Consider the following 21440-nt stretch of genomic DNA (forward strand, 5'->3'; position numbering starts at 1 on the left):
TGGGGCAAGACCGCGGGCGCGCCCCGGCCTGGCGGGGGTCAGGCCTTTGCGGCCTTCTTTGCCTCGATCACCTTCTCGGCCAGGTCCTTGGCGATGGCGAAGGCGCCCTTGATCCGCTCGGCATCCGAGCTCCAGTCGCGTTGCAGCACCACCTTGTTGCCGCTGATCTTCGCCGTGCCCTTCTGCGCTTGCAGGAATTCGACGAGGCCCGCGGGGTTCGGGAACTTGTCGAGGTGGAACTGCACCGTCGCGCCCTTCGGCCCCGCGTCCATCTTGGCGATGAAGGCGCGTTTCGCCATCGCCTTGATCCGCACCACCAGGAGCAGCGTGTTGACCTCCCGCGGCAGTTCGCCGAAGCGGTCGATCAGCTCGGCGGCAAAGCCCTCGAGCTCGACCTTCGTGGTCAGCCCGGACAGCCGGCGGTACAGGCCGAGCCGCACGTCGAGATCGGGGATGAAGCTTTCGGGGATCATCACCGGCACGCCGAGGTTCAGCTGCGGCGACCATTCGCCGTCGCCCTCCGCCTCGGTCAGCTCGCCCGATTTCAGCCGCGCGATCGTCTCCTCGAGCATCGCCTGATAGAGCTCGTAGCCGACTTCCTTGATATGGCCCGACTGCTCCTCGCCCAGAAGGTTGCCGGCGCCGCGCAGGTCGAGGTCCTGCGAGGCGAGGTTGAACCCCGCGCCGAGATTGTCGAGCGAGCCGAGCAGTCGCAGCCGCTTCACCGCCTGCGGCGTCAGCGGCAGGCGCGGCTTCGTCGTCAGGTAGCAATAGGCGCGCATCTTCGAGCGCCCGACCCGGCCGCGGATCTGATAGAGCTGGGCCAGACCGAACATGTCGGCACGGTGGATGATCATCGTGTTCGCGGTCGGGATGTCGAGGCCGCTCTCGACGATCGTCGTCGCCAGCAGCACGTCATACTTGCCGTCGTAGAAGGCGTTCATCCGCGTATCGAGCTCGCCCGCGGCCATCTGGCCATGTGCGGTGATGAAGCTGACCTCGGGGACATGCTCGCGCAGGAAGGCCTCGATCTCGGGCAGGTCGGTGATGCGCGGCACGACGTAGAAGCTTTGCCCGCCGCGGAAGCGTTCGCGCAGGAGCGCTTCGCGCACGGTGACCGCGTCGAATTCGCTCACATAGGTGCGGATCGCCAGGCGGTCGACCGGCGGCGTGCCGATCACGCTCAGATCGCGCACCCCCGTCAGGCTGAGCTGCAGCGTGCGCGGAATCGGCGTCGCGGTCAGCGTCAGCACGTGGATTTCCGAGCGCATCTCCTTCAGGCGTTCCTTGTGGTTCACGCCGAAATGCTGTTCCTCGTCGATCACCAGCAGGCCGAGGTTGCGGAACCTCACCGCCTTGGCCAGCACCGCATGGGTGCCGATGACGATGTCGACGGTGCCATCGGCCAGCCCCTCGCGGGTCTTTGCCGCCTCTTTCGCCGAGACGAAACGGCTGAGCGGACGGACCTCGAGTGCGGTGCCGCGGAAGCGTTCGGCGAAGGTCTTGTAATGCTGGCGGGCCAGCAGCGTCGTCGGCGCGATCACCGCCACCTGCACGCCCGAGGCGGCGGCGATGAAGGCCGCGCGCATCGCCACCTCGGTCTTGCCGAAGCCGACATCGCCGACCACCAGACGGTCCATCGGCCGGCCCGATTTCAGGTCCTCGACCACATCGTCGATGGCGCTCAGCTGGTCCTCGGTCTCGCTGTAGGGGAAGCGCGCGGCAAAGGCCTCCCACTCGTGATGCGGCGCCTCGAGGATCGGCGCGTGGCGCAAGAGCCGTTCCGCCGCGATCCGCATCAGCCGGTCGGCGATCTGCCGGATGCGCTCCTTCAGCCGGGCCTTCTTCGCCTGCCAGGCGCCGCCGCCGAGCTTGTCGAGAAGCCCGTCCTCGTGGCCGTATCGGCTGAGCAGTTCGATGTTGGTGACGGGCACGTAAAGCCGGTCGCCGCCCGCATATTCCAGAAGCACGCAATCAAGCGGCGCGCCAAGCGCGGTGACGGTCTCGAGCCCCTTGTAGCGGCCGACGCCGTGATCGACATGCACGACAAGATCGCCCGGCGTCAGGCTTTGCGCTTCGGTCAGGAAGTTCTCGGCCTTGCGCTTCTTCTTCGGCCGGCTGACGAGACGATCGCCGAGCACGTCCTGCTCGGAGATCACGGTCAGCCCCTCGGCCTCGAAACCCGCGTCGAGCGTCCAGACCGCAAGGCCAAGGCCCGAGATCTCGCGTGCGTCGCGGATGAGGTTCGCGCCGCCCAGCCCCTCGTCCTCGAGAAGCCCCTTCAGACGTTCGCGCGCGCCTTCGGACCAGCTGGCGAGAACCACAGGCCCGTGTTGCAGCCGGCTTTCGATATGGCTCTTCAACGCCCCGAAAAGGCTGACGTTTTCAAGCTGGCGCTCGGGCGAGAAATTGCGTCCGATGCGGGCGCCGGCGTTCAGGATGCCGGGGCCGGGCGGCGCCGGCAGCACCTGCAGCCGCAGCACCCGATGCGCCGCCAGAACCGCTTTCCAGGCCGGCTCGTCGAGATAGAGCAGCCCCGGCGCCGCCGGCTTGTAGACGGTGTCGACCCGATCGCGCCGGGTCATCGCCTCGCGCCGCGTGTCGTATTGATCGGCGATCCCCTCCCACCGCGAGATCCGCGCCGGCTCGATCTGGTCGTCGAGCATCACGCTCGCCTCGGGCAGATAGTCGAAGAGGGTCTCGAGCCGGTCGTGGAAGAAGCCCAGCCAATGCTCCATCCCTGCGTGCTTGCGCCCGGCCGAGACCGCCTCGTAGAGCGGATCGTCCGCGCCGCCCGCGCCGAATTCGACGCGGTAGTTCTGCCGGAAGCGGGTGATCGAGGGCTCGTCGAGGATCACCTCGCTCACCGGGGCAAGCTCGACCGCCTTCAGCTTCTCGGTGGTGCGCTGGCTGACCGGATCGAAGCGGCGCGCGCCGTCGAGCACATCGCCGAAAAGGTCAAGCCGCACCGGCCCCGCCTCGCCCGGCGGATAGATGTCGATGATGCCGCCGCGCACCGCGTAATCTCCGGGCTCGGACACGGTGGAAACGGGCGAGAAGCCCATCCGCACCAGGAAGGCGCGCAGCTTTTCCTCGCGCACCGGGCCGCCGACGCGGGCGGTGAAGCTCGAGGCGGCGACGAGATCGCGGGCGGGAATGCGCTGCATCGCGGCGTTCAGCGTCGTCAACAGCACGAAGGGCCCGGGCACGCCCGCGGCGAGCGCGGCAAGCGTCGCCATCCGCGCCGCCGAGATCTCGGGATTGGGCGAGACGCGGTCGTAGGGCAGGCAGTCCCAGGCCGGGAAGGACAGCACCACCGCCTCGGGCGCGAAGAAGGCCAGCGCGGCGCGCATCGCCTCGAGCCGGCGATCGTCGCGGGCGACATGGATCACCGGACGGCCGCGGGAAAGCTCCTTCGCGACCAGCTTCGCATCAAAGCCCTCGGGGGCACCGGACAGCAGAAAATGTTCCATGCTTCCGGAGGTATCCGCCCCGTCCGCCGTGTCAAGAGCCCGGCCGGGCTCAGCCGATGTAATAGTGGCTGATGTTCTGGAACATGCCCCACAGCGCGGTGACCGAGATCGCCAGCAGCCCGATGAGCTGCACGCGGAAGCGATGCCGGGTCAGCACCTGCGCCACCGCCTCGGCGTCATACCCGCCGGGCTGCAGCCCGGGCTCGAGCTTTGCGGCCAAGCGCAGGCTCAAAAGCCCGACGAGCGAGAGCGGCACCAGGATCAGCGCTGCCGCCTGGGCGAATTCGAAGTGATAGACGAAGCCCAGGACGACCAGGAGGCTGAGCAGAAAGGAGGCGACAAGCGACAGCGCCAGCCCCGCCTCGCGCCCGATCACCATGAGACGCGCGACGTTGATCCGGGTCAGCGTGACCAGATCCTCGCCCTCGGCGCCACCGCGGCGGCGCGCGCGGGTGACCATGTCGAAGGGCACGCCCAGCACCCAGTGCGAGGTGGTCGACCAGGTGACGGCCAGCGCGATCCAGTACCACAGGCTGGAAAACGACCGCATGTCGATCAGCTGGAAGATGTTCTGCAGCATCGCTCGCCCCTTCGCGCGTCGGGCCTGTCCGGCCTGCGCCGGCGGCACAGTAGACGATGTTTTCGCTGGGGAAAACCTCTGCCGTCGGGGCTATCAAGGACACGGGCGCGTGAGCAGGGTTGTGGCCCGGGCCGATCCGTGGCACCGAAGGGGCGACACAGGAGGCTTCCCATGCACCCGATCATCCCGCCCTTCCCCGTGACCCGCCTGCGCCGCCTGCGCAGCACGCCCGCGCTGCGCGATCTCGCGCAGGAGAACCGGCTGTCGGTCAAGGATCTGATCTGGCCGATCTTCGTCACCGACGTGCCCGGCGCGGATGTCGAGGTACCCTCGATGCCCGGCGTCGTGCGGCGCACGGTCGAGGGCGCGGTGCGGGCGGCAGAAGAGGCGGCGCGCCTCGGCATTCCGGCGATCTGCCTCTTTCCCTATACCGACCCCGCCACCCGCACCGAGGGCTGCGAGGAGGCCTGGGACCCCGAGAACATCACCAACCGGGTGATCCGGGCGATGAAGGCCGCGGTGCCCGAGGTCGCGATCATGACCGACATCGCGCTCGACCCCTACAACGCGAACGGCCATGACGGGCTGGTCAAGGACGGCGTGATCCTGAACGACGAGACCGTCGACTGTCTGGTGAAGATGGGCCGCGCCCAGGCCGAGGCCGGCGCCGACATCCTCGGCCCCTCGGACATGATGGACGGCCGCATCGGCGAGCTGCGCACGATGCTCGAGGCCGAGGGACACCAGAACGTCACGATCATGAGCTATTCGGCCAAGTATGCCTCGGCCTTCTACGGCCCGTTCCGCGACGCGGTCGGGGCCACCGGCGCACTGAAGGGCGACAAGAAGACCTATCAGATGAACCCCGCCAACAGCGACGAGGCGCTGCGGCTGGTGGCGCGCGATCTCGAGGAAGGCGCCGACATGGTCATGGTCAAGCCGGGCATGCCCTATCTCGACGTCTGCCGGCAGGTGAAGGACACGTTCGGCGTGCCGACCTATGCCTATCAGGTGTCGGGCGAATACGCGATGGCGATGGCGGCGGTGCGCAACGGCTGGCTCGACCATGACAAGGTCATGCTCGAAAGCCTGATGGCCTTCCGCCGGGCGGGGTGCGACGGGGTGCTCACCTATTTCGCCCCGGCGGCGGCGCGGCTGATCGGCGCCTGATTGCCGAAAGCGCCGGCGGGCCGGCGGGTCGGCCCAACCGGAGATTGCGGGAGGGGGTTTCTGCCCTATACATTGTGGCGAACGGGCGGCCATAATGCCCGGGACCATGAGCGGAGCGAGCGGATGACACAGTTTACCAGACGGACCCTTCTGGCGATCGGCGGTGCCGGACTCGGGCTTGCGGCCTGCGGCAATGGCGTGGGCTCGGGCGGCGGCGCCAAGATCGACGCGCGCGTCGATGCGACGCGCGACTACCTGCTGCAGAAATACCCCGGCACGCAGGAGCTGATGGGCAAGGCACGCGGCGTGCTCTACATGCCGCTGATGACCGAGGCGGGCTTTGGCATCGGCGGCTCCTACGGCCGCGGTGCACTGCGGATCAACAACGTGACGGTCGATTACTATGCGGCGGCCTCGGCCTCGATCGGCTTCCAGATCGGCGCGCAGCAATATGCCCATGCGCTGTTCTTCATGACCGAGGACTCGCTCGCCGAGTTCCGCCGCAACGACGGCTGGGAAGTGGGGGCGGATGCCCGCTACGCCCTGCCCGACCGCGGCGGCGCGGTCGGCACCGATACCACCACCTCGCTCGCGCCGGTGATCGCGCTGGTCTTCGGCCAGGCCGGGCTGATCGCGGGCGCCTCGCTCGCCGGCACCAAATACACCCGCATCCTTCCCTGAGGCGGGCCAGGCTCGGAAACACAAAGGCGCGCCGGAAAGCGCGCCTTTTTCATTGAGTTCTCTTGCGGGTGATCCCGCCTCAGCCGCCGTAGATCACCCGGACGTAATTCACCGTCTCGGCATAGGGCGGCACGCCGCCGTGCTTGTCCACCGCCTCGGGCCCGGCGTTATAGGCCGCGAGCGCCAGCCGCCAGTTGCCGAAGCGCTCGTACATCATCCGCAGATAGCGCGCCCCGCCCTCGAGGTTCTCGTGCGGGTCGGTCGCATCGACGCCAAGCTTCGCCGCGGTGCCCGGCATCAGCTGCGCAAGCCCGGTCGCGCCCTTCGGCGAGACGGCCGAGGGGTTCCAGCCGCTTTCCTGCTGCACGAGGCGGAGGAACAGGTCCTCGGGCACGCCGTGATGCGCCGCGGCGGTCTTGGCTGCCTGCAGATACTGGCCACGGTAGCGGCCGGAATAGCGCGGCATCGCGGCCAGATCGCCGATCGACGGGCTCTCGCCGCTGGGCCGCAGGCGCGAGGAATTGGCGTATTGCCCGGCCAGCCGGGTGTCGAGCAGACGCGTCTGGTTGCGAAACAGCAAGGCGCGCGATTTCGTCGAGGAACCGGAAAGTTGCAGCCCCTCCGCCCGGGCTTGCGTTCCGTCAAAAGGAGCCAGCGCCACGGCCAGCCCGAGGGTAACCACCCCGGCAATCTTCCGCATCCGTCCCTACCAAAATTGTTTTTCGGCCGCGATTATACGCAAAGCGCGGCAAAGGGAAAGCGGCGCGCGTGTCGCGCCGCGGGCGCCATCGGCAAAGCCTTGCCGATGCTCAGCCGGCGAGCGCCCTGCCCCCGATCGTCTCGCTCCCGGCAAGCCCGTCCTCGAGCGGTCCGGCAAGCAGATCCTCGATGAAGAGCGAGACGAGCTGGCCGCGGCCGCTGACCCCGGCCTTGCGATAGACCGCGTTCAGATGGGTCTTCACCGTCGCCTCGGAGGAGCCGCGCAGCCCCGCCACCTCGGCGATGGTGCAGCCCTTGATGGTGAAGCCCGCGACATCGGCCTCGGAAGGGGTCAGGCCCCAGGCCTCGAAGCGCTGCTGCATCAGGGTCGCAAGCGCGCCGCGCGCCACCGACAGCGCCTGCGCCGAGCGCGCCTCGCGCGCCAGCATCGCGCGCAGCACCAGCCCCTCGACCACGATGCCCGCGATCAGGCCGAGGTTCGCCAGCATCTCGAGATCGAGATGCGCCGAGATGCTGCCCGCCTCCATCGTGTCGGTGATGACATCTGCAATAAAGAAGGCGGAGCAGAGAAGCTGCACCGCCATCAGCGCGATCAGCGCGGCCTCGCGCCGTCGGCGCGGCTTGGGGGAAGCCCCCCGTTCTGTGGTCATCTGCCGTTGTCCGTGTCGTTCACTGGCAGCGACTTGTAGCCCGTAATCATCCCGCGCGGAAGGTTGATCCGCAGCCGCAGGCTTTCAAGGAAGACCGCGGCGACATGGGCGAGCACCGAGACCTCGGCCCAGGTGACGGCGGCCTTGTGCAGGTCCTCGGGCCATTGCACGCCCCAATAGGTGTCGGTCGTCATCAGCCAGCCGGAGAAGCCGATCACCAGCAGCGTCCCGATGAGGTTGTAGATCATCAGCGCGCCAAGCGGCGAATGGCCGGCATGGACATGGCGACGGCCACGGACGATCTCGGAGAGCTGCTCCACCGCGCCCGAGACCGAGGGCGGGAAGTCGGAAAAGCGCGCATGGCGGGTGCCGATCAACCCCCACAGCACGCGCGCCAGCACCAGCCCGACGACGGTGAAGCCGATGTCGTGGTGCAGGGTGTGCTCGGGGTTGGTGAAGAGCGCGTTCGCGGCAAAGCAGCCGACGAGCGTCCAGTGGAACAGCCGCACGAAGGGATCCCAGATCCGGGTGTCGCGGCGGGGCTCGGCGGGGGTGGAAAGGGGCGTGGCGGTCATCTTGTCCTCCTCGGGGCGGGGCCGGGGACAGACGCCCCCGGCCCCGGCCGGGCTCAGTTCTCCGACGCGCCGTTCTTCACCTGCTCGAGCTTGTCGTTGAAGTAGAGCTCGAACTTCTTGCCGTCCTTCATCGCGTAAACCTCGATCAGGCCGTCCTCGGTGCCGATCTTGCGCACTTCATAGCCTTCCTGGGTCAGCTTGGTGCGCAGCTGTTCTTGCGTCGCGGCGTCGATACCGGCGGCGGCAGCCGGCAGCGCGGCGCCCGCGACGAGCGAAGCGAGGACAGCGGCGGCGGTGAACTTGCGGAAATGGGTCATCACGATCTCCCTGGGGCCGGGGCGACATGCCCGGGCTCGGTGCCGCCGCTCTCGCCGATGCCGCGCTGCAGCACCATCGGCACCCGGATGGAGGGAGGGGCTTTTCGCCCGCCTCCACCCCCGGTTCGGGGCCTCCACCCCGGGTTTGAGACCGCTTTCCCGCCCCTGCCCCTAGGCGGGGCGGAAGGGCTGTTCTATACCCGGTCGGACAAATCGGAATCGCCGCGCGGCACTCGCGCGCGGCCACAGCGGAGGAACTGCATGGCCGGCTCTGTGAACAAGGTCATCCTGGTGGGCAACCTGGGGCGCGACCCCGAGGTGCGCACCTTCTCGAACGGCGGCAAGGTGTGCAACCTGCGCATCGCCACCTCGGAGACCTGGCGCGACAAGGCGACGGGCGAGCGCAAGGAACGCACCGAATGGCATTCGGTCGCGATCCTGAACGAGAACCTGGCGAAGATCGCCGAGCAGTATCTGCGCAAGGGCTCGAAGGTCTATGTCGAGGGCCAGCTCGAGACCCGCAAGTGGCAGGACCAGTCGGGTCAGGACCGCTATTCGACCGAGGTCGTGCTGCGCCCGTTCCGCGGCGAGCTGACGCTGCTCGACGGTCGTGACGGCGGCGGCCAGGGTGGCGGCGGCGGTGGCTATCGCGGCGGCGCGCAGGGCGGCGGCGGCTTCGGCGGCGGCTATGACGAGGGCCCGTCCTATGGCGGCGGCTCGGGCGGCGCGGCGCCGGCCGGCGGCGGCCGGTCGGATTTCGACGACGAAATCCCGTTCTGAGACGGATCCGTTTCGCGAAGACTGCAAGGGGTGGCCAGCGGCCACCCCTTTTTCGATGTCGCGCCGGCTCAGTGCAGCGGTGCCCCCTCGCCCGCCGGTCCGCCGCGGAAGACCTCCGCAGGGGCCCAGAGCGCGGCGCGGCGGCGGGCCTGTTCGGGCGTGTAACCGCTGCCCCGGATCGCGCCGAAGGCCTGTGCCGCGGCAAGGGTCATCTCCTCGGCGCAGGGCAGCGGGTCGGGCCCGTCGATGCGGAACGACACCGGCGAGAGCGGCCCGAAGAGCAGCGCCTGTTCGAGATAGGGCCGGCGCGGGATCTGCGGCTCGACCCCGGCGCGCTGCGCGAACGCGAGCGCCATCATGTTCATCGGCCGCGCGGGCGGGGCGGCGCCTTGCGCCTGCTGCGCGGCCATCTCTTCCGCCATCTCGGCGAAGGACGGCATGAGGTCGGGCGTGTCCCAGCAGCCGGCGATATAGCGCGCCTGCAGCTCCAGCACCGGGAAATAGGGGCCGACGAGATCGTAAAGCCCGACGAAGGCGAGCCCGTCGAGATCGGGGTGGAAGCTGTCGGCGAAAAGCGTCAGCCCCTGCGCCGACAGCTCGACCGTCCGGGCGATCTCGGGCGAGAGCCAGGGCAGCGACAGCGCGAAGCCGGTGCCGAAGAGCAGGCTGTCGAAGTCGCCCTCGCGGCCATCGGCAAAGCGCACGCTGCGGCCCGACACGGACGCGATCCAGGGGCGCACCGCGATCCGCCCCTCGGCGACGGCGGGCAGGAAGCCCTGGCACTGGGTGATGCCCGCCGCGAAGACGTCGGGATCGGCCTCGAGGGCGCCATATTGCTCGGGCGTGCCCGCGGCCTGCAGGATCTGCGCCTTCAGCCCCGCCGCCGCGGCGGCCGGCCCGCGCGCGCCCTCAAGGGCGGCGGCGCGGGTGAACAGCACATGCTCGGCCGGCACCCCGGCGATCAGCTTCGGCAGCACATAGCGCTGGCGGCGATAGCTGATCGTCACCTGCGCCCCGGCCTGCGCCAGCGTCGTCGCGATCTCCAGCGCGCTGATCGAGCAGCCGGCGACCAGCACCGAGGCGTCGCGATAGCGCGCCACGCCGCTGAACTGGCTCGAATGGCCGGTGCCGAACTTGCCCGAGAAGGTCTCGAGCCCCGGCACCTGCGGGATCGTGCCGCGCAGATAACGGCCCGAGGCGACGACGACGCGGTCGAAGCGCTCGGTCCGGGTCTCGCCGCCGCGGCTCGAACGGATCTCCCACCCGCCCGCCTCGCCTCGCGAGAGCTGCTCGACCCGGGTGCCGAAGCGGATCGCGCGGCGCAGGCCGAAGCGGTCGCTGTAGCGGTCGAGATAGCGGTGCATGTCCTCGCGGCCCGGATAGGTCGGCGTGCCCGGCGGATGATCGAGGTCGGAGAACGCCGTCATCACCCGGCTGGTGTTGGTGACCATGCCGGGCCAGGTGGCGCTGTGGAGCCCGTTCGGGTTCCATTGCCCGCCGAGATCGCGCGACGCCTCGAACAGGACCGGCGCAAAGCCGCGCGCCTTGAGCCAGCGGGCGGTGACAAGCCCGGCGGGACCGGCGCCGATGATCGCGACCGAGGGGCGGGATGGGGAAGGATATGTCATGAAAGCCTCTGATGATTGACATGTGTCTTACTTCGCGTAAAGCGCTTGGAGGGGCTTGCTAAATGCCTGCTAAGGGCGCGCGGCTTCGGCTAAATTTCTGCTAAAGACGGATATTGGAACGGAAGGGACATCGCCGTGGACGCCTCGCTTGTCCGATTCCTGCTGCGCCCCGTGATGATCCTCGTGGGCACCGTCGACCCCGCTGCCCGGCCCGAGATCGGCCGCGGCGTGGGCAGTCTCGTCTTGCCCAAGGCCGGGCGGATCGACGTTCTGGTGTCGCGCTGGCAATGGCCGGCGACGATCGCGAATGTCGAACGCGCCGGGCGCGCCGCGGCGACCTTCTCCCGCCCCGCCGATTACGAGACCTATCAGATCAAGGGCCGCGCCACGCTGCGTGCGGCGGGCGCGCCCGAGGCCGAGACCGCCCGCGCCTATTGCCGTGACACGCTGGCGGCGCTGATGGAGCTGGGCATGGCCCATGATCTTGTCGCGCATTGGCAGTCGACACGCGATCTGGTCGTGGTCTCGCTGTCGGTGGACGAGGTCTTCTCGCAGACGCCGGGCCCGCTTGCCGGGCAGCGGATCGGGGGCGCGACATGATCCGTCTGGCCGATCTCGACGATTGCTTCGAGGGGGTGATCCCCTCGGTCGTGGCGACCTGTGGCGCCGACGGCCTGCCGAACATCTCCTACCTGTCGCATGTGAACCGGGTCGACGACGACCACATCGCGCTGTCGAACCAGTTCTTCGGCAAGACCGCCGCGAACCTGCGCCGCAACCCCTGCGCGACGATCCTGCTGGTCGATGGCCGCACCGGTGCGCAGGTGCGGGTCGAGGCGATCTTCGTGCGCTCGGAAACCGAGGGGGCGCTGTTCGATCGGGTCGCGGCGCAGCTTGCCGCAAGTTCGGCGCAGGTCGGGATGGAGGCGACGATGCAGCTGCGGGCGGTCGACGTCTTCCGCGTGCTGTCGCTGCAGGCAACGCCGACGCAGGCGCCGGTGCCGCCCGCCGATCCCGATGCCCGGCCCGATCTGCCGGCGCTCGCCGATGCGGTGGCGGCGATCGACAGTGCGCCCGATCTGGGCGGCGCCTGCGAGGCCTCGCTCGATGCTGCGATGGCGCTGCTTGGCGCCGACGCCGCGATGATCCTGATGCGCGACCATCCGCGCGACGTGCTGATGACGGTGCTGAGCCGCGGCTACGAGACCGGCGGCGCGGGGGCCGAGGTCCCCTTCGGCATCGGTGCCATCGGCATCGCGGCGGCGACGCGGCAGGTGATCCGGGTCGGCGATCTGGGCCGGGTGCGGCGCCTGAATGCGGCGATCGAGGCGAGCAGCGAACAGGAGGCGCGCAGCCGCCGCATCCGCCTGCCCGGCCTTGGCGGGGCGCTGAGCCACATGGCGGTGCCGCTGTGCAGCGGCGGCGCGCTGGCGGGGGTGCTCTTCGTCGAGGCGCGCCGGCGTCTGGCCTTCGGCCGCGCGCAGGAGGCGGCGGCGATGATCCTCGCCCGCCTGCTCGCCGCGGCGATGCGGGCCTCGGAGCAGAGCCCGGCCCCGGCGGCCGAACCGCCCCTGCCCGCGACGGTGACGGGCGATGGCGGCCGCATCCTCCGCGTGCGCCATTACGGCTATGACGACAGCATCTTCATCGACGATGCCTATATCATCAAGGGCGTCGCCGGCCGGATCCTCGCTTTCCTGATCGGCAGCCATCTGGCCGAGGGCCGCGATGTCTTCAGCAACCGCGAGATCCGGCTGGCGGCGTCGCTGCGGCTGCCGGGCTATCGCGACAATCTGGAAACCCGGCTGATCCTGCTGCGCCGGCGGCTCGAGGAGAAATCCGCCCCGATCCGGCTGGTCTCGGCAGGGCGCGGGCAGATCCGGCTGGTGCTCGACGGGCGCCCCGAGCTGGTCGAGGAGACGCCCGGCGAGGGGCCGGCATGAGCCGGGCCGCCCTGCGGCAGCCCGGCCGTCGCGCTCAGGGCGCGGGCATCGTCACCCGGTAGAAGGGCGCGGGCGCCGGCGCGCCCGCGGCCACCGGCTCGGGCACCGGGTTCGCGACCGGCGGCTGTGCGCGCAGCCAGGCGACCAGCGCGGCAAGGTCATCGGCGTTCAGCGCCGCATAGCTTGCCCAGGGCATGACCGGGGCCAGCACCCGCCCGTCGGGCAGCACGCCGGTGGTGATCGCGGTGGCGATCTCGGCTTCACTCCAGTCTCCGAGCCCGGTCTTGTCGGGCGTCAGGTTCGGCGGCCAGAAGGTGCCGAGCCCGGGAAGTTCGAAGCCGACGGTGCCGCCCGCCAGCCCCTTCTCGACGAGCGGCATGCCGTCGGGGGCGCGCGGCATGTGGCAGCCTGCGCAATCCATGATGCGCGCGAGATAGGCGCCGCGCGCGACGAGATCGGTGTCGTCCGCATGAAGCGCCGCCGGGGCGGTCGCGAGCGAAAGCGTTGCAACGACGAGGAACCGAAGGGTCATCTGTATCTCCTTGGAAGGCCGGGCCGGCCCCGTCTGCGGTGCAGCGGGTGCCGGCCTGGCAAGGTGGATAGTGAGGGGTGGCCAGGGATGTCCTGAGGGCAGGACCCTAGGCCGGTCAGCGTCGATCCGTATGTTAAGAGAATACGAAAGGCGCCGCGGTGCTTGCTAAAAGAGTGCTAAACGCCGCAGCGGCGCCCTGCCCTTCGCGCTTGACCGCACCGGCCCGATCCGCTTCGACTGGTCGCAGGCCGGGGCGGGGAAGCCCCGACGCTTGCAGGACTGGATCAGCCGATGATGGAATACCACGTTTCCGCCCGCCGCATCGATGCGCATGGCAGCCTTGCCCGGGCGAAGGAGGCCGAGGTGGTGCTCGACACCGACCTGGCCGGGCGGCGCGATGCGATGAACCCGGTCGAGCTGCTGCTCTCCGCCCTCGCCGCCTGCATGCTGAAGGGGGTCGAGCGGGTCACGCCGCTGCTGCAGTTCCACATCGACGGCGTCGAGATCGCGCTGGAAGGGGTGCGGCAGGACGCCCCGCCGCGGCTGGTCGCGATCCGCTACGAGATCGTGGTCGACAGCCCGGAAAGCGACCAGAGGCTCGACCTGCTTCACCGCAATATCCTGAAATACGGAACGATTTCGAATACGCTTTCGGCGGCGCTGCCGCTGGAGGGCGGATTGCGCCGCAAGGCCTAGGCCGGACCGCCCGCGCCGGCAGGGCCGGGATCGCGCGGCGCGCACTACCTTGCGGAGAGTCCGGCGGCCGCGCCGGGCGGTGCCGTGTTCCGCGCCGGTGGCGCGCAAGGACCGGAGCGGAAGGCCGGTGGGACGCCTGGGCTCCCGCCGCCGCACCATCCCCGCCGGACGCCCCCGCCGCCATTGCCGGTCTTTCCGCCTTGTTTTCAAAACCTTCGCACTGTAGCGTCGGGAAGCTGACCCAACGACATCACGATCAGGTTGTTCCGCGCGACTTGGGTGGCCGCCGATCTCACTCCGAAGAAACCTCGACATGCTCTCGCCCCAGCACTGCCCGCCGCGCAACTCAAGGTTGTCACGCTAGACCATGCCCTGCCTGACCAATCTGGAATTCTCCCTGGCCCCCGCCACCGCTGCCGCATTGTGGGCGGTCTGCGCACTGATCTTGGCTTCGGTCATGCGGAACAACCGCTTCGCCGGGCAGCCGGCCTTCGTGCTGACCTTCCTCGCGATGCTGTGGTGGCTGTTCACGGTCACCATGGATCTCGCCTCACCGGGGGAAAGCTGCAAGGTCGGCTGGTCGCTTGCCGCCTGGCCCGGGATCACGCTGCTGCCGATCGCCTGGACCTTCTTCGTCTTCGATTACACGATGAACGCGAGCCGGCGCCGCCGGCCGATCCGCCTTCTGCTCTATATCGGGCTGCCGAGCCTCGTCAGCCTGATCGCCCTGACCAACAGCCAGACCCATCTGCTCTATGGCACCGGCACCCGGCTGGTGACGGAGGACGGGCGCAGCTTCGTCTATTTCGATCACGGCCCGCTCTTCTTCACCGTCGCCGCCGGGCTCTACATCTTCGTCTGCAGCGCGCTCGGCGTGCTCGTCTATGCGCTCATCATGGCGAAGCGGATCATCCGCCCCTTCCTGAGCGTGCTGATCGTGGTCACCTCCGCCCCGCTTGCCGGCAATCTCGCCTATGTGCTGGGAGAGGTCACCGTCTTCGGATTCGACCCGACCCCGTTCCTGTTCGCGGTCTCGCTCATCGCCCTCAGCTGGCTGCTGCTGAACAACACGATGATGGACACCGCGGCGCAGGGGCGCAACCTGCTGTTCTACGTGATCCAGGACCCGGTCATCATCATCGACGCCGCCGGCCGCTTTGCCAGCGCCAATCCCGCCGCGCGGGCGCTCTTCAACAAGAAGATGCTGAAGCACGGCGAGAGCATCGAGCGGCTGGAGCGGATCGGGCCGTTCCTGCAGTCCTTCATCGAGACGGGTGTGTTCGACAGCACCGACCCGATCCGCCTCCGCGGCCGGATCTTCGAGCCGCGCATCCGCCCGATCGACAGCCCGATCCAGACCAAGACCTCGCTGCTGGGCTGGTCGGTCTCGCTGGTCGACATCACCGAACGCGAGCACGCAGCCGAGGCGCTGCGCGAGGCGCTGGCCCATGCCAAGGCCGCCAACCATGCGAAATCGCAGTTCCTCGCGATGATCAGCCACGAGCTGCGCACGCCGCTGACCTCGATCAAGGGCGGGCTCGATCTGGCGCTGCACGGCGCCACGGGCGAGCTCAACGAGCCGCTGCGCAACCTGCTGACCATCGCGCAGCGCAACAGCCTGCGGCTGATGAAGCTGGTCGACGACGTGCTCGACCTGCAAAAGCTCGATCTCAGCACGATCACGCTCGAGCTGCGCGACCTGGACGCCGATGCCTTCCTGCATGACGTGATCGAGGAATACGAGGCCTATGCGACCGAGGCGGACGTGCGGCTGGTCATGGTCTCGGAGCCGGTGAACCGGCAGGTGCGGGTCGATCCCGACCGGCTGAAGCAGGTGGTCGGCAACGTGATCTCGAATGCCGTCAAGTTCTCGCCCGAGGGCGGGCGGGTCGAGTGCTCGACCCGGCGGGGCGAAACGATGCTGCGGGTCTCGATCCGAGACAGCGGCATCGGCATTCCCGAGAACAAGGAAGACCAGGTCTTCGGGCGCTTCCATCAGGTCGAGAGCAGTGCCGCCAAGGCCTCGGGCGGCTCGGGGCTGGGCATGCACATCGCCAAGATCCTGATCGAGCGGATGGGCGGCGCGATCTGCTATGAAAGCCGCCTTGGCCACGGTACCACCTTCCACATCGATATCCCGTTCGCGCCGCAGGCGGCGCCCGAGGTCGCTGCGGTGCCGGCCGGCGCGTGACCGCTGCCCCGCCGGGAGGGCCCTCTGCTGCGTCAAGGCCCCCGCGTGCCGCCCGGATGATTGCTCCGGCCGGCGCGGCCCGGTAGTCTTGGGGACCGGTATTGGAGTTGCGCATGGACGGTTTCGAGTTTCTTCTCGTCATTTTCGGGATCGCCTATGGCGCGATGGTCGTGATCGGCCTGCCGGTGCTGCTGTTTCTCGTGCCCGCGTTGCGCGGCCGGGTGCGGCGGCTCGAGGAAGAGCTCGCCGCGCTGAAGGCCGGGGCGCCGGCCCCGCAGCCGGACATGGCGGTCACGGCCGGGATGGCCGCCCCGCAGCCCCCCGCCATGCCCGCGCCCGTCACGCCCGAGCCGGCCCCCTCCGACGAGGTCGCGCCGGAGGCGCCCCCGCGTGCCCTGCCGCCGCCGCTGCCCGTCCTGCCGGACGCCGCACCGACGCCGCACCCGATGCCCGAGCGCGAGCCGGGCGCGCTTGCTCCGCTCGCCGCCTGGCTGCGCACGAACTGGACGCTGGCCATCGCCGCGCTCTCGCTGATCCTCGGCGGGCTCTTCATGGTGCAATATGGCGTCGAGAAGGGGCTGCTGACGCCGCCTCTGCGCGTCCTTGGCGGGCTGGTCCTCGGACTTGCCCTGATCGCGGGCGGCGAGGCGATCCGGCGCCGCAGCGGCGATGTCGCGACGCCGGCAACCCGCGCCCTGCCCTCGACGCTGTCAGGCGCGGGCGCGGTGGTGATGTTCATCGCGATGGCCGCGGCGCATGCGCTTTACGGGCTGATCGGCCCCGGCGTGGCCCTTGCGGGGCTGGCGCTGATCTCGGGGGCGACGGTGCTGATGGGCTGGTTCTACGGGCCGGTGCTGTCGGCAATCGGGCTGATCGGAGCGGGGGCCGCGCCCTTCCTGCTGGGCGGCAGTTCCGACAGCGCGCGGCTCTTCTATGGCTATTTCCCGCTGGTGGGCCTGGCCGGACTGGCGATCGACAGCTTCCGCCGCTGGGGCTGGGTCTCGGCGCTCGCGCTTGGCGTCGCGAGTTTCGGTCTCGTGCTGCTCTGGGGCTCGGTCCCCTTCGCGCCGGGCCTTGCCGGGGCGGCGCTGGTGCTGGGCTTTGCCGCGCTGACCTTCCCCGAGCGTCACCTGACCCCGCGCCACGCCGGCGCACCGGTCACCGCTCTCTTGCGCGGCCCGCGGCCCGCGGTGCCGACGCTGATCGCCGCTGCCGGCGCGGCGATCGCCACCCTTGCCGGGCTGATGATCGTCGCGGGCGCCGGAACGCCGGCCGAGTCCGCCCTCGGTTTCGCGCTTCTCGTCGGGCTGTTCGCGGCGGCCAGCCTGTGGCTCCACCGCGCCCCGGCGCTTGATGCGCTGGCCGTGCTTCCGGCGCTGGCCTTCCTGCTTGCCCTGATGATCGAGCCGATGCACGGCGGCCCGCTGCTCGGCGGGCTCTTCGCCGCGCTGAATGCCGCGCCTGGCGAAGAGATCCCGCACCCGCCGACGCTCTGGGCGCTGGCGCTTGCCGGCGCGGCGCTTTCGGCCCTTGCCTTCGCGCGGCTGCGCCATGCCCTGGCAAGCGGCGAGGCCGATCCGAGGCTCTGGGCTTTCGGGGCGGCGAAACTCGGCACCGCGACGATCTTCGCGCTCGAGTTCTTCTGGGCGCCGGGGCTTTTCCTCGGCCCGGGCCCGTGGTCGCTCGTGGTGATCGCGATGGCGGCGCTGATGGTGCTGTTCGCCGAGCGCCGCGCCCGGATGGGCGGCGAGGCCCTGCCCCGCGACCTTGGCCTTTTCGCCGCGGCCGCGGTGCTGCTGATCGCGCTCGCCTTCTTCATCCTGCTCACCAAGGCGGCGCTGACGCTGGGGCTGGCGCTGCTGGTCGTGCTGGCGACGCTGACCGACCGCCGCTTCCGGCTGCCGCTGATGGGCTGGATCGCGCAGCTTGGCGTTGCCGTCATCGGCTATCGGCTGCTGGCCGATCCGGGCTTCGCCTGGAGCCTTTACGGTGCCAGCTGGCCTGCCTTCGCGCTCAGCCACCTCGGCCCGGTCGCCGCTTTCGAGGCGGCGCGCCGGCTCGCCCGTCCCGAGCGGGCGGGCCTGCGCGCGGTGGCGGAATCGGCGCTGATGACCACGGTTGCGCTGTTCGCCATGCTGACCATCGAGCGGCTGATCCCCGACCGCGACACCCATACGCATTGGTTCGAAGGGCTGTCCGCCGCGATCTGGTGCGGCGCCGCCTTTGGGCAGATCTGGCGGCTGCCGAGCAGTGGCCGCGCGATCCGCCGGCTGCGCGGCGTCATTGCCGCGCTGAGCGGGCTTGCCGCACTGGCCGCGCTTGTCGCGCTGGCGCGCGATCTTGTCGACATGCTGGACTGGGGCGGCGATCCGGTGCTTGGCCCGCCGCTGCTCGACAGCCTTGCGCTCGCCTTCTGGCCGCTCGCCGCGACGCTGGCGGTGGCGGCGGTCTTCCTCGGCGCGCCGGGGCGGCCCGGCGCCCGCCTCTTGCGCCCGGGCCTTGCCGGCGGTGCGGGGCTTGCCACGCTGATCTGGGGCTGGCTCGAGATCCGGCGGCTGTGGCGCGGGGCGGACCTGTCGTTGCCGGGCCCGTCGGATGGCGAGCTTTACAGCTACACGGTCGCGCTGCTCGCAGCTTCGCTCGCGCTGCTGGTTGCCGCCGTGCCGCGCCGCTCGCTCACGCTGCGCCGGATCGCGATGGCGGGGGTGGCACTGACCATCGCCAAGGTGTTCCTGATCGACATGGCGGGGCTGTCGGGGCTGACCCGCGTCGCCTCCTTTGTCGGGCTGGGCCTGGCGCTCACCGGGCTGGCCTGGCTGAACCGGCAGATCGACGCGCATTGGCGTGCGACCGGTCCGGAGCCGCCGCCCGCCCGCTGAGTCGCCGGTGGCGTCCGGTCGAGACGCCCCGGCCCCCTGATCCGGCACGTCCCGCGCGGCACAGAAAGACCAATGTGAAAAGACCGATGCGAACCGGCGCCGCCGGTCACGACAAGGTTTTCGATGATCTGGGAGACTTTGACGATCTGGGAGATCAGTGGTGCACCCGACAGGATTCGAACCTGTGGCCTCTGCCTTCGGAGGGCAGCGCTCTATCCAGCTGAGCTACGGGTGCCGCGCCCGTGCTGGATAGCCGATTGCCGCGGGGCCTGCAACGGGCAATCGCGCGGCGCGGACAAGTTCCGCGCCGCGCCGAAGCTCAGCTCAGCAGCTCGTGGCAAAGCTCGAGCGCGGAGACCAGCGCGTCAACCTCCTCGCGGGTGTTGTAAAGCCCGAAGGAGGCGCGCGCGGTCGCCGTCAGGCCAAGGCTGGTGAGCAGCGGCATCGCGCAATGCGTGCCGGCCCGCACCGCCACCCCGCGCTTGTCGAGAATCGTCGAGATGTCATGCGGATGCGCCGGCCCGTTCAGGGTCATCGAGAAGATCGCGCCCTTGTCCGGCGCCGTGCCCTGGATGTTGAGCCAGTTCAGCCCCGAGAGCTTCGCCGTCGCATAGTCGCGCAAGGCCGCCTCATGCGCCGCGACATTCTCCATGCCGAGATCCATCAGGTAATTCAGCGCGACGCCGAGGCCGACCTGCTGCACGATGCCGGGGGTGCCCGCCTCGAAACGCAGCGGCGGCTTCGCATAGGTCACGGCATCGCGGGTCACGGTGTCGATCATGTCGCCGCCGCCCAGGAAGGGACGCATCTCCTCCATCCGCTCGCGGCGGATGAAGATCGCCCCGGAACCGCTTGGCCCGTAAAGCTTGTGTCCGGTGATCGCGTAGAAATCGCAGCCGATGTCGGCGACGTCCACCGGCGCATGCACTGCGCCTTGCGAGCCGTCGACCAGCACCGGCACGCCTTTGGCATGGGCACCGGCACAGATCGCCTTCACATCGACCCGGGTGCCCAGAACGTTCGACATGTGGGTGACGGCGACGAGCCGCGTCTTTGGCCCGATTGCGGCGATCACCTTCTCGGGGTCGAGACTGCCGTCGGCCTCGATCTCCACCCATTTCAGCACCACTCCCTGGCGTTCGCGCAGGAAGTGCCAGGGCACGATGTTGGCGTGGTGTTCAAGGATCGACAGCACGATCTCGTCGCCCGGCTGCAGCCGCGGCGCGGCCCAGGCATAGGAGACGAGGTTGATCGCCTCGGTCGAGCCGGTGGTGAACACGATTTCCTCTTCCGAGGGCGCATTCAGAAAGCGCGCGACGGTGCCGCGGACGCTTTCGTATTTCTCGGTCGCCACATTCGAAAGGTAATGCAAGCCGCGGTGAACGTTCGCATAATCCTGTTCGTAGAACTGCGTCATCGCGTCGATCACGCAGCGCGGCTTCTGCGCCGAGGCGCCGTTGTCGAGATAGACGAGCGGGCGGCCGTTCACCTCGCGCGCGAGGATCGGGAAGTCGGCCCGGATGCGGTTCACGTCATACATCGGCGGTCCTTTCAAAGGGGTGTCGGGACCGGCACGATCCCGAACGAGAGCAGCAGCATGCCGAACAGCATCGCCGAGCCGAAGAACACCGCGATCACCCCGAAGGCGACCTTGAACAGGGTGTCAAAGCCATGCAGCGCGGCGGTGAACTGCGTCAGCAGCCAGAACAGCATCCCGATCAGAGCGAGCGTGCCGAGCACCGAGACGAGCGGGAAGAACACCATCACCAGGATCTGCGCGACCTGGCCGAGGATCAGCAGGAACTCGATCCAGACGACGAGGATCAGCGCATCGGCAAAGCGGCCGGTGCCGCCGAACTGCCGGCCGAAGAAGGCCATGGCGCCGGCGGCGTAGAGCATCAGCGCGCCCTGCACCAGCGCCATCGGCAGCGGGTTCGTGGGCGGGCCGAGGTCGACCTTGGTGACGAAGGAAAAGAGCAGCTCGGCCGCTGTGCCGAGCGCCGCCGACAGCGCCATCACCGCGCCAAGCGCGGTGAACCGCGCCGACATCGGCAGATCGAGCGCGATCAGGAAGCGCGCCACCTCGCGCGGGGCCTGCAGCGAGCGCAGCACAAGGGTCGTCAGCATCGGACGCGCCATCACCGGGCCTCGAATTCCGCGACGCGCATGCCTGCGCCCCAGATCGCCAGGAAGGCCACGAAGACAAGCCCCGAGATCAGGCTCAGCTGCATACCCTGCCCGAGGAACCCGGCCACGAGTCCCTGCAGCAGCATCAGCGGCGAGACGGCGAGCAGCGCCCAGAACAGCGCGATGCGCGCGCCATACCAGCCGCCCTTGCCACCGAACAGCCTTGCCACCAGATGGGCGAGCGCGGCGAGCGCATAGAAGGCCGGCACGGTCGCCAGAAGCGCAATCGCCGTGCCGACCAGCAGCACCGCCATCGGCTGATCGGGCTGCTCGAAGCTCAGCCGCGACAGCCGCGGCCACTGGCCGACGAAGATCACCACCAGCGCCGCCAGCAGCAGCGTCAGCGCCCGCGGCTCGGAGCGGGTGCGGGCCAGATGGCCGCGCACCACCGCGCGCGGCGCGCGATAGCTGCGCAGGATGTCGTCGACCGCTGCCATC

General features: G+C 69.5%; 19 protein-coding genes and 1 tRNA gene. 8 read left to right on the top strand and 12 right to left on the bottom strand.

What is annotated here, in order from left to right; all coding sequences use genetic code 11:
• Window positions 1-38 precede the first annotated feature (38 nt).
• Together mfd and DYS74_RS07170 are read right to left on the bottom strand one after the other, a co-directional pair.
• A complete protein-coding gene (mfd, locus tag DYS74_RS07165) occupies window positions 39-3473 on the bottom strand; it encodes a transcription-repair coupling factor (protein WP_121532313.1) in 3435 nt (1144 codons plus the stop codon).
• A 49-nt stretch (window positions 3474-3522) separates the two neighbouring features.
• Window positions 3523-4053 carry a component of SufBCD complex gene (locus tag DYS74_RS07170; protein WP_121532315.1) on the bottom strand — a complete coding sequence of 177 codons (531 nt, stop codon included), beginning with the start codon at window positions 4051-4053 and terminating at the stop codon, window positions 3523-3525.
• Between the two features lie 171 nt (window positions 4054-4224).
• On the opposite strand from DYS74_RS07170, the gene hemB reads away from it, so the two are divergent.
• The gene (gene hemB / locus DYS74_RS07175) at window positions 4225-5223 is read left to right on the top strand and encodes a porphobilinogen synthase (RefSeq protein ID WP_121532317.1); all 999 of its coding nucleotides are present in this window, start codon (window positions 4225-4227) and stop codon (window positions 5221-5223) included.
• Between the two features lie 123 nt (window positions 5224-5346).
• Window positions 5347-5904, top strand: coding sequence for a lipid-binding SYLF domain-containing protein (locus tag DYS74_RS07180; RefSeq protein ID WP_121532319.1), 558 nt, complete (start codon window positions 5347-5349; stop codon window positions 5902-5904).
• A gap of 79 nt (window positions 5905-5983) precedes the next feature.
• Here DYS74_RS07180 and DYS74_RS07185 read toward each other — a convergent pair whose 3' ends face one another.
• From DYS74_RS07185 to DYS74_RS07200, 4 genes are all read right to left on the bottom strand, one after another.
• Entirely contained in the window at window positions 5984-6604 is a 621-nt protein-coding gene (locus DYS74_RS07185) for a lytic transglycosylase domain-containing protein (protein ID WP_121532321.1), read from the bottom strand.
• A 109-nt stretch (window positions 6605-6713) separates the two neighbouring features.
• On the bottom strand, window positions 6714-7274 hold the full coding sequence (locus tag DYS74_RS07190) for a helix-turn-helix transcriptional regulator (protein WP_121532323.1): 561 nt from the start codon (window positions 7272-7274) through the stop codon (window positions 6714-6716).
• Window positions 7271-7849, bottom strand: a complete 579-nt coding sequence (locus DYS74_RS07195; RefSeq protein ID WP_121532325.1) for a cytochrome b/b6 domain-containing protein — start codon at window positions 7847-7849, stop codon at window positions 7271-7273. Before DYS74_RS07195 ends, DYS74_RS07190 begins: the two co-directional genes overlap by 4 nt.
• A 53-nt stretch (window positions 7850-7902) precedes the next feature.
• Window positions 7903-8166: a PepSY domain-containing protein gene (locus tag DYS74_RS07200; protein WP_121532327.1), complete on the bottom strand. Its 264-nt coding sequence runs from the start codon at window positions 8164-8166 to the stop codon at window positions 7903-7905.
• A 261-nt stretch (window positions 8167-8427) separates the two neighbouring features.
• Here DYS74_RS07200 and ssb point away from each other — a divergent pair, with 261 nt between their 5' ends.
• Window positions 8428-8946, top strand: a complete 519-nt coding sequence (ssb, locus tag DYS74_RS07205; RefSeq protein ID WP_121532329.1) for a single-stranded DNA-binding protein — start codon at window positions 8428-8430, stop codon at window positions 8944-8946.
• Between the two features lie 68 nt (window positions 8947-9014).
• Here the strand turns inward: ssb and DYS74_RS07210 are convergent, their stop codons facing one another.
• Complete coding sequence (locus DYS74_RS07210) at window positions 9015-10574, bottom strand: flavin-containing monooxygenase (RefSeq protein ID WP_121532331.1); 1560 nt, start codon at window positions 10572-10574, stop codon at window positions 9015-9017.
• A 135-nt stretch (window positions 10575-10709) separates the two neighbouring features.
• Between DYS74_RS07210 and DYS74_RS07215 the strand changes: the two genes are divergently transcribed.
• Together DYS74_RS07215 and DYS74_RS07220 are read left to right on the top strand one after the other, a co-directional pair.
• On the top strand, window positions 10710-11174 hold the full coding sequence (locus DYS74_RS07215) for a hypothetical protein (RefSeq protein WP_121532333.1): 465 nt from the start codon (window positions 10710-10712) through the stop codon (window positions 11172-11174).
• Window positions 11171-12517, top strand: coding sequence for a pyridoxamine 5'-phosphate oxidase family protein (locus DYS74_RS07220; protein WP_121532335.1), 1347 nt, complete (start codon window positions 11171-11173; stop codon window positions 12515-12517). Before DYS74_RS07215 ends, DYS74_RS07220 begins: the two co-directional genes overlap by 4 nt.
• A 34-nt stretch (window positions 12518-12551) precedes the next feature.
• Here DYS74_RS07220 and DYS74_RS07225 read toward each other — a convergent pair whose 3' ends face one another.
• Window positions 12552-13049, bottom strand: coding sequence for a c-type cytochrome (locus DYS74_RS07225; protein WP_121532336.1), 498 nt, complete (start codon window positions 13047-13049; stop codon window positions 12552-12554).
• Between the two features lie 291 nt (window positions 13050-13340).
• On the opposite strand from DYS74_RS07225, the gene DYS74_RS07230 reads away from it, so the two are divergent.
• The 3 genes from DYS74_RS07230 (at window position 13341) to DYS74_RS07240 (ending at window position 18815) form a co-directional block, all read left to right on the top strand.
• Window positions 13341-13745 (top strand): OsmC family protein, encoded by a 405-nt coding sequence (locus DYS74_RS07230; protein WP_121532338.1) that lies wholly within the window; start codon window positions 13341-13343, stop codon window positions 13743-13745.
• Between the two features lie 367 nt (window positions 13746-14112).
• Window positions 14113-15936, top strand: coding sequence for a histidine kinase N-terminal 7TM domain-containing protein (locus DYS74_RS07235; RefSeq protein WP_121532340.1), 1824 nt, complete (start codon window positions 14113-14115; stop codon window positions 15934-15936).
• A 113-nt stretch (window positions 15937-16049) separates the two neighbouring features.
• Window positions 16050-18815 carry a DUF2339 domain-containing protein gene (locus DYS74_RS07240; RefSeq protein ID WP_121532342.1) on the top strand — a complete coding sequence of 922 codons (2766 nt, stop codon included), beginning with the start codon at window positions 16050-16052 and terminating at the stop codon, window positions 18813-18815.
• A gap of 158 nt (window positions 18816-18973) precedes the next feature.
• Here the strand turns inward: DYS74_RS07240 and DYS74_RS07245 are convergent.
• The 4 genes from DYS74_RS07245 to DYS74_RS07260 all read right to left on the bottom strand — a co-directional run bounded on the left by DYS74_RS07245 (window position 18974) and on the right by DYS74_RS07260 (window position 21439).
• Window positions 18974-19050: transfer RNA gene (locus tag DYS74_RS07245), tRNA-Arg, on the bottom strand.
• Between the two features lie 84 nt (window positions 19051-19134).
• Window positions 19135-20355, bottom strand: coding sequence for a cysteine desulfurase (locus DYS74_RS07250; protein WP_121532344.1), 1221 nt, complete (start codon window positions 20353-20355; stop codon window positions 19135-19137).
• An 11-nt stretch (window positions 20356-20366) separates the two neighbouring features.
• The gene (locus tag DYS74_RS07255; protein ID WP_147435465.1) at window positions 20367-20942 is read right to left on the bottom strand and encodes a YIP1 family protein; all 576 of its coding nucleotides are present in this window, start codon (window positions 20940-20942) and stop codon (window positions 20367-20369) included.
• A gap of 11 nt (window positions 20943-20953) precedes the next feature.
• Window positions 20954-21439: a YIP1 family protein gene (locus DYS74_RS07260; RefSeq protein ID WP_121532348.1), complete on the bottom strand. Its 486-nt coding sequence runs from the start codon at window positions 21437-21439 to the stop codon at window positions 20954-20956.
• Window position 21440 lies beyond the last annotated feature (1 nt).

The organism is Paenirhodobacter hankyongi, assembly GCF_003664585.1.
Lineage (GTDB): Bacteria > Pseudomonadota > Alphaproteobacteria > Rhodobacterales > Rhodobacteraceae > Rhodobacter > Rhodobacter hankyongi.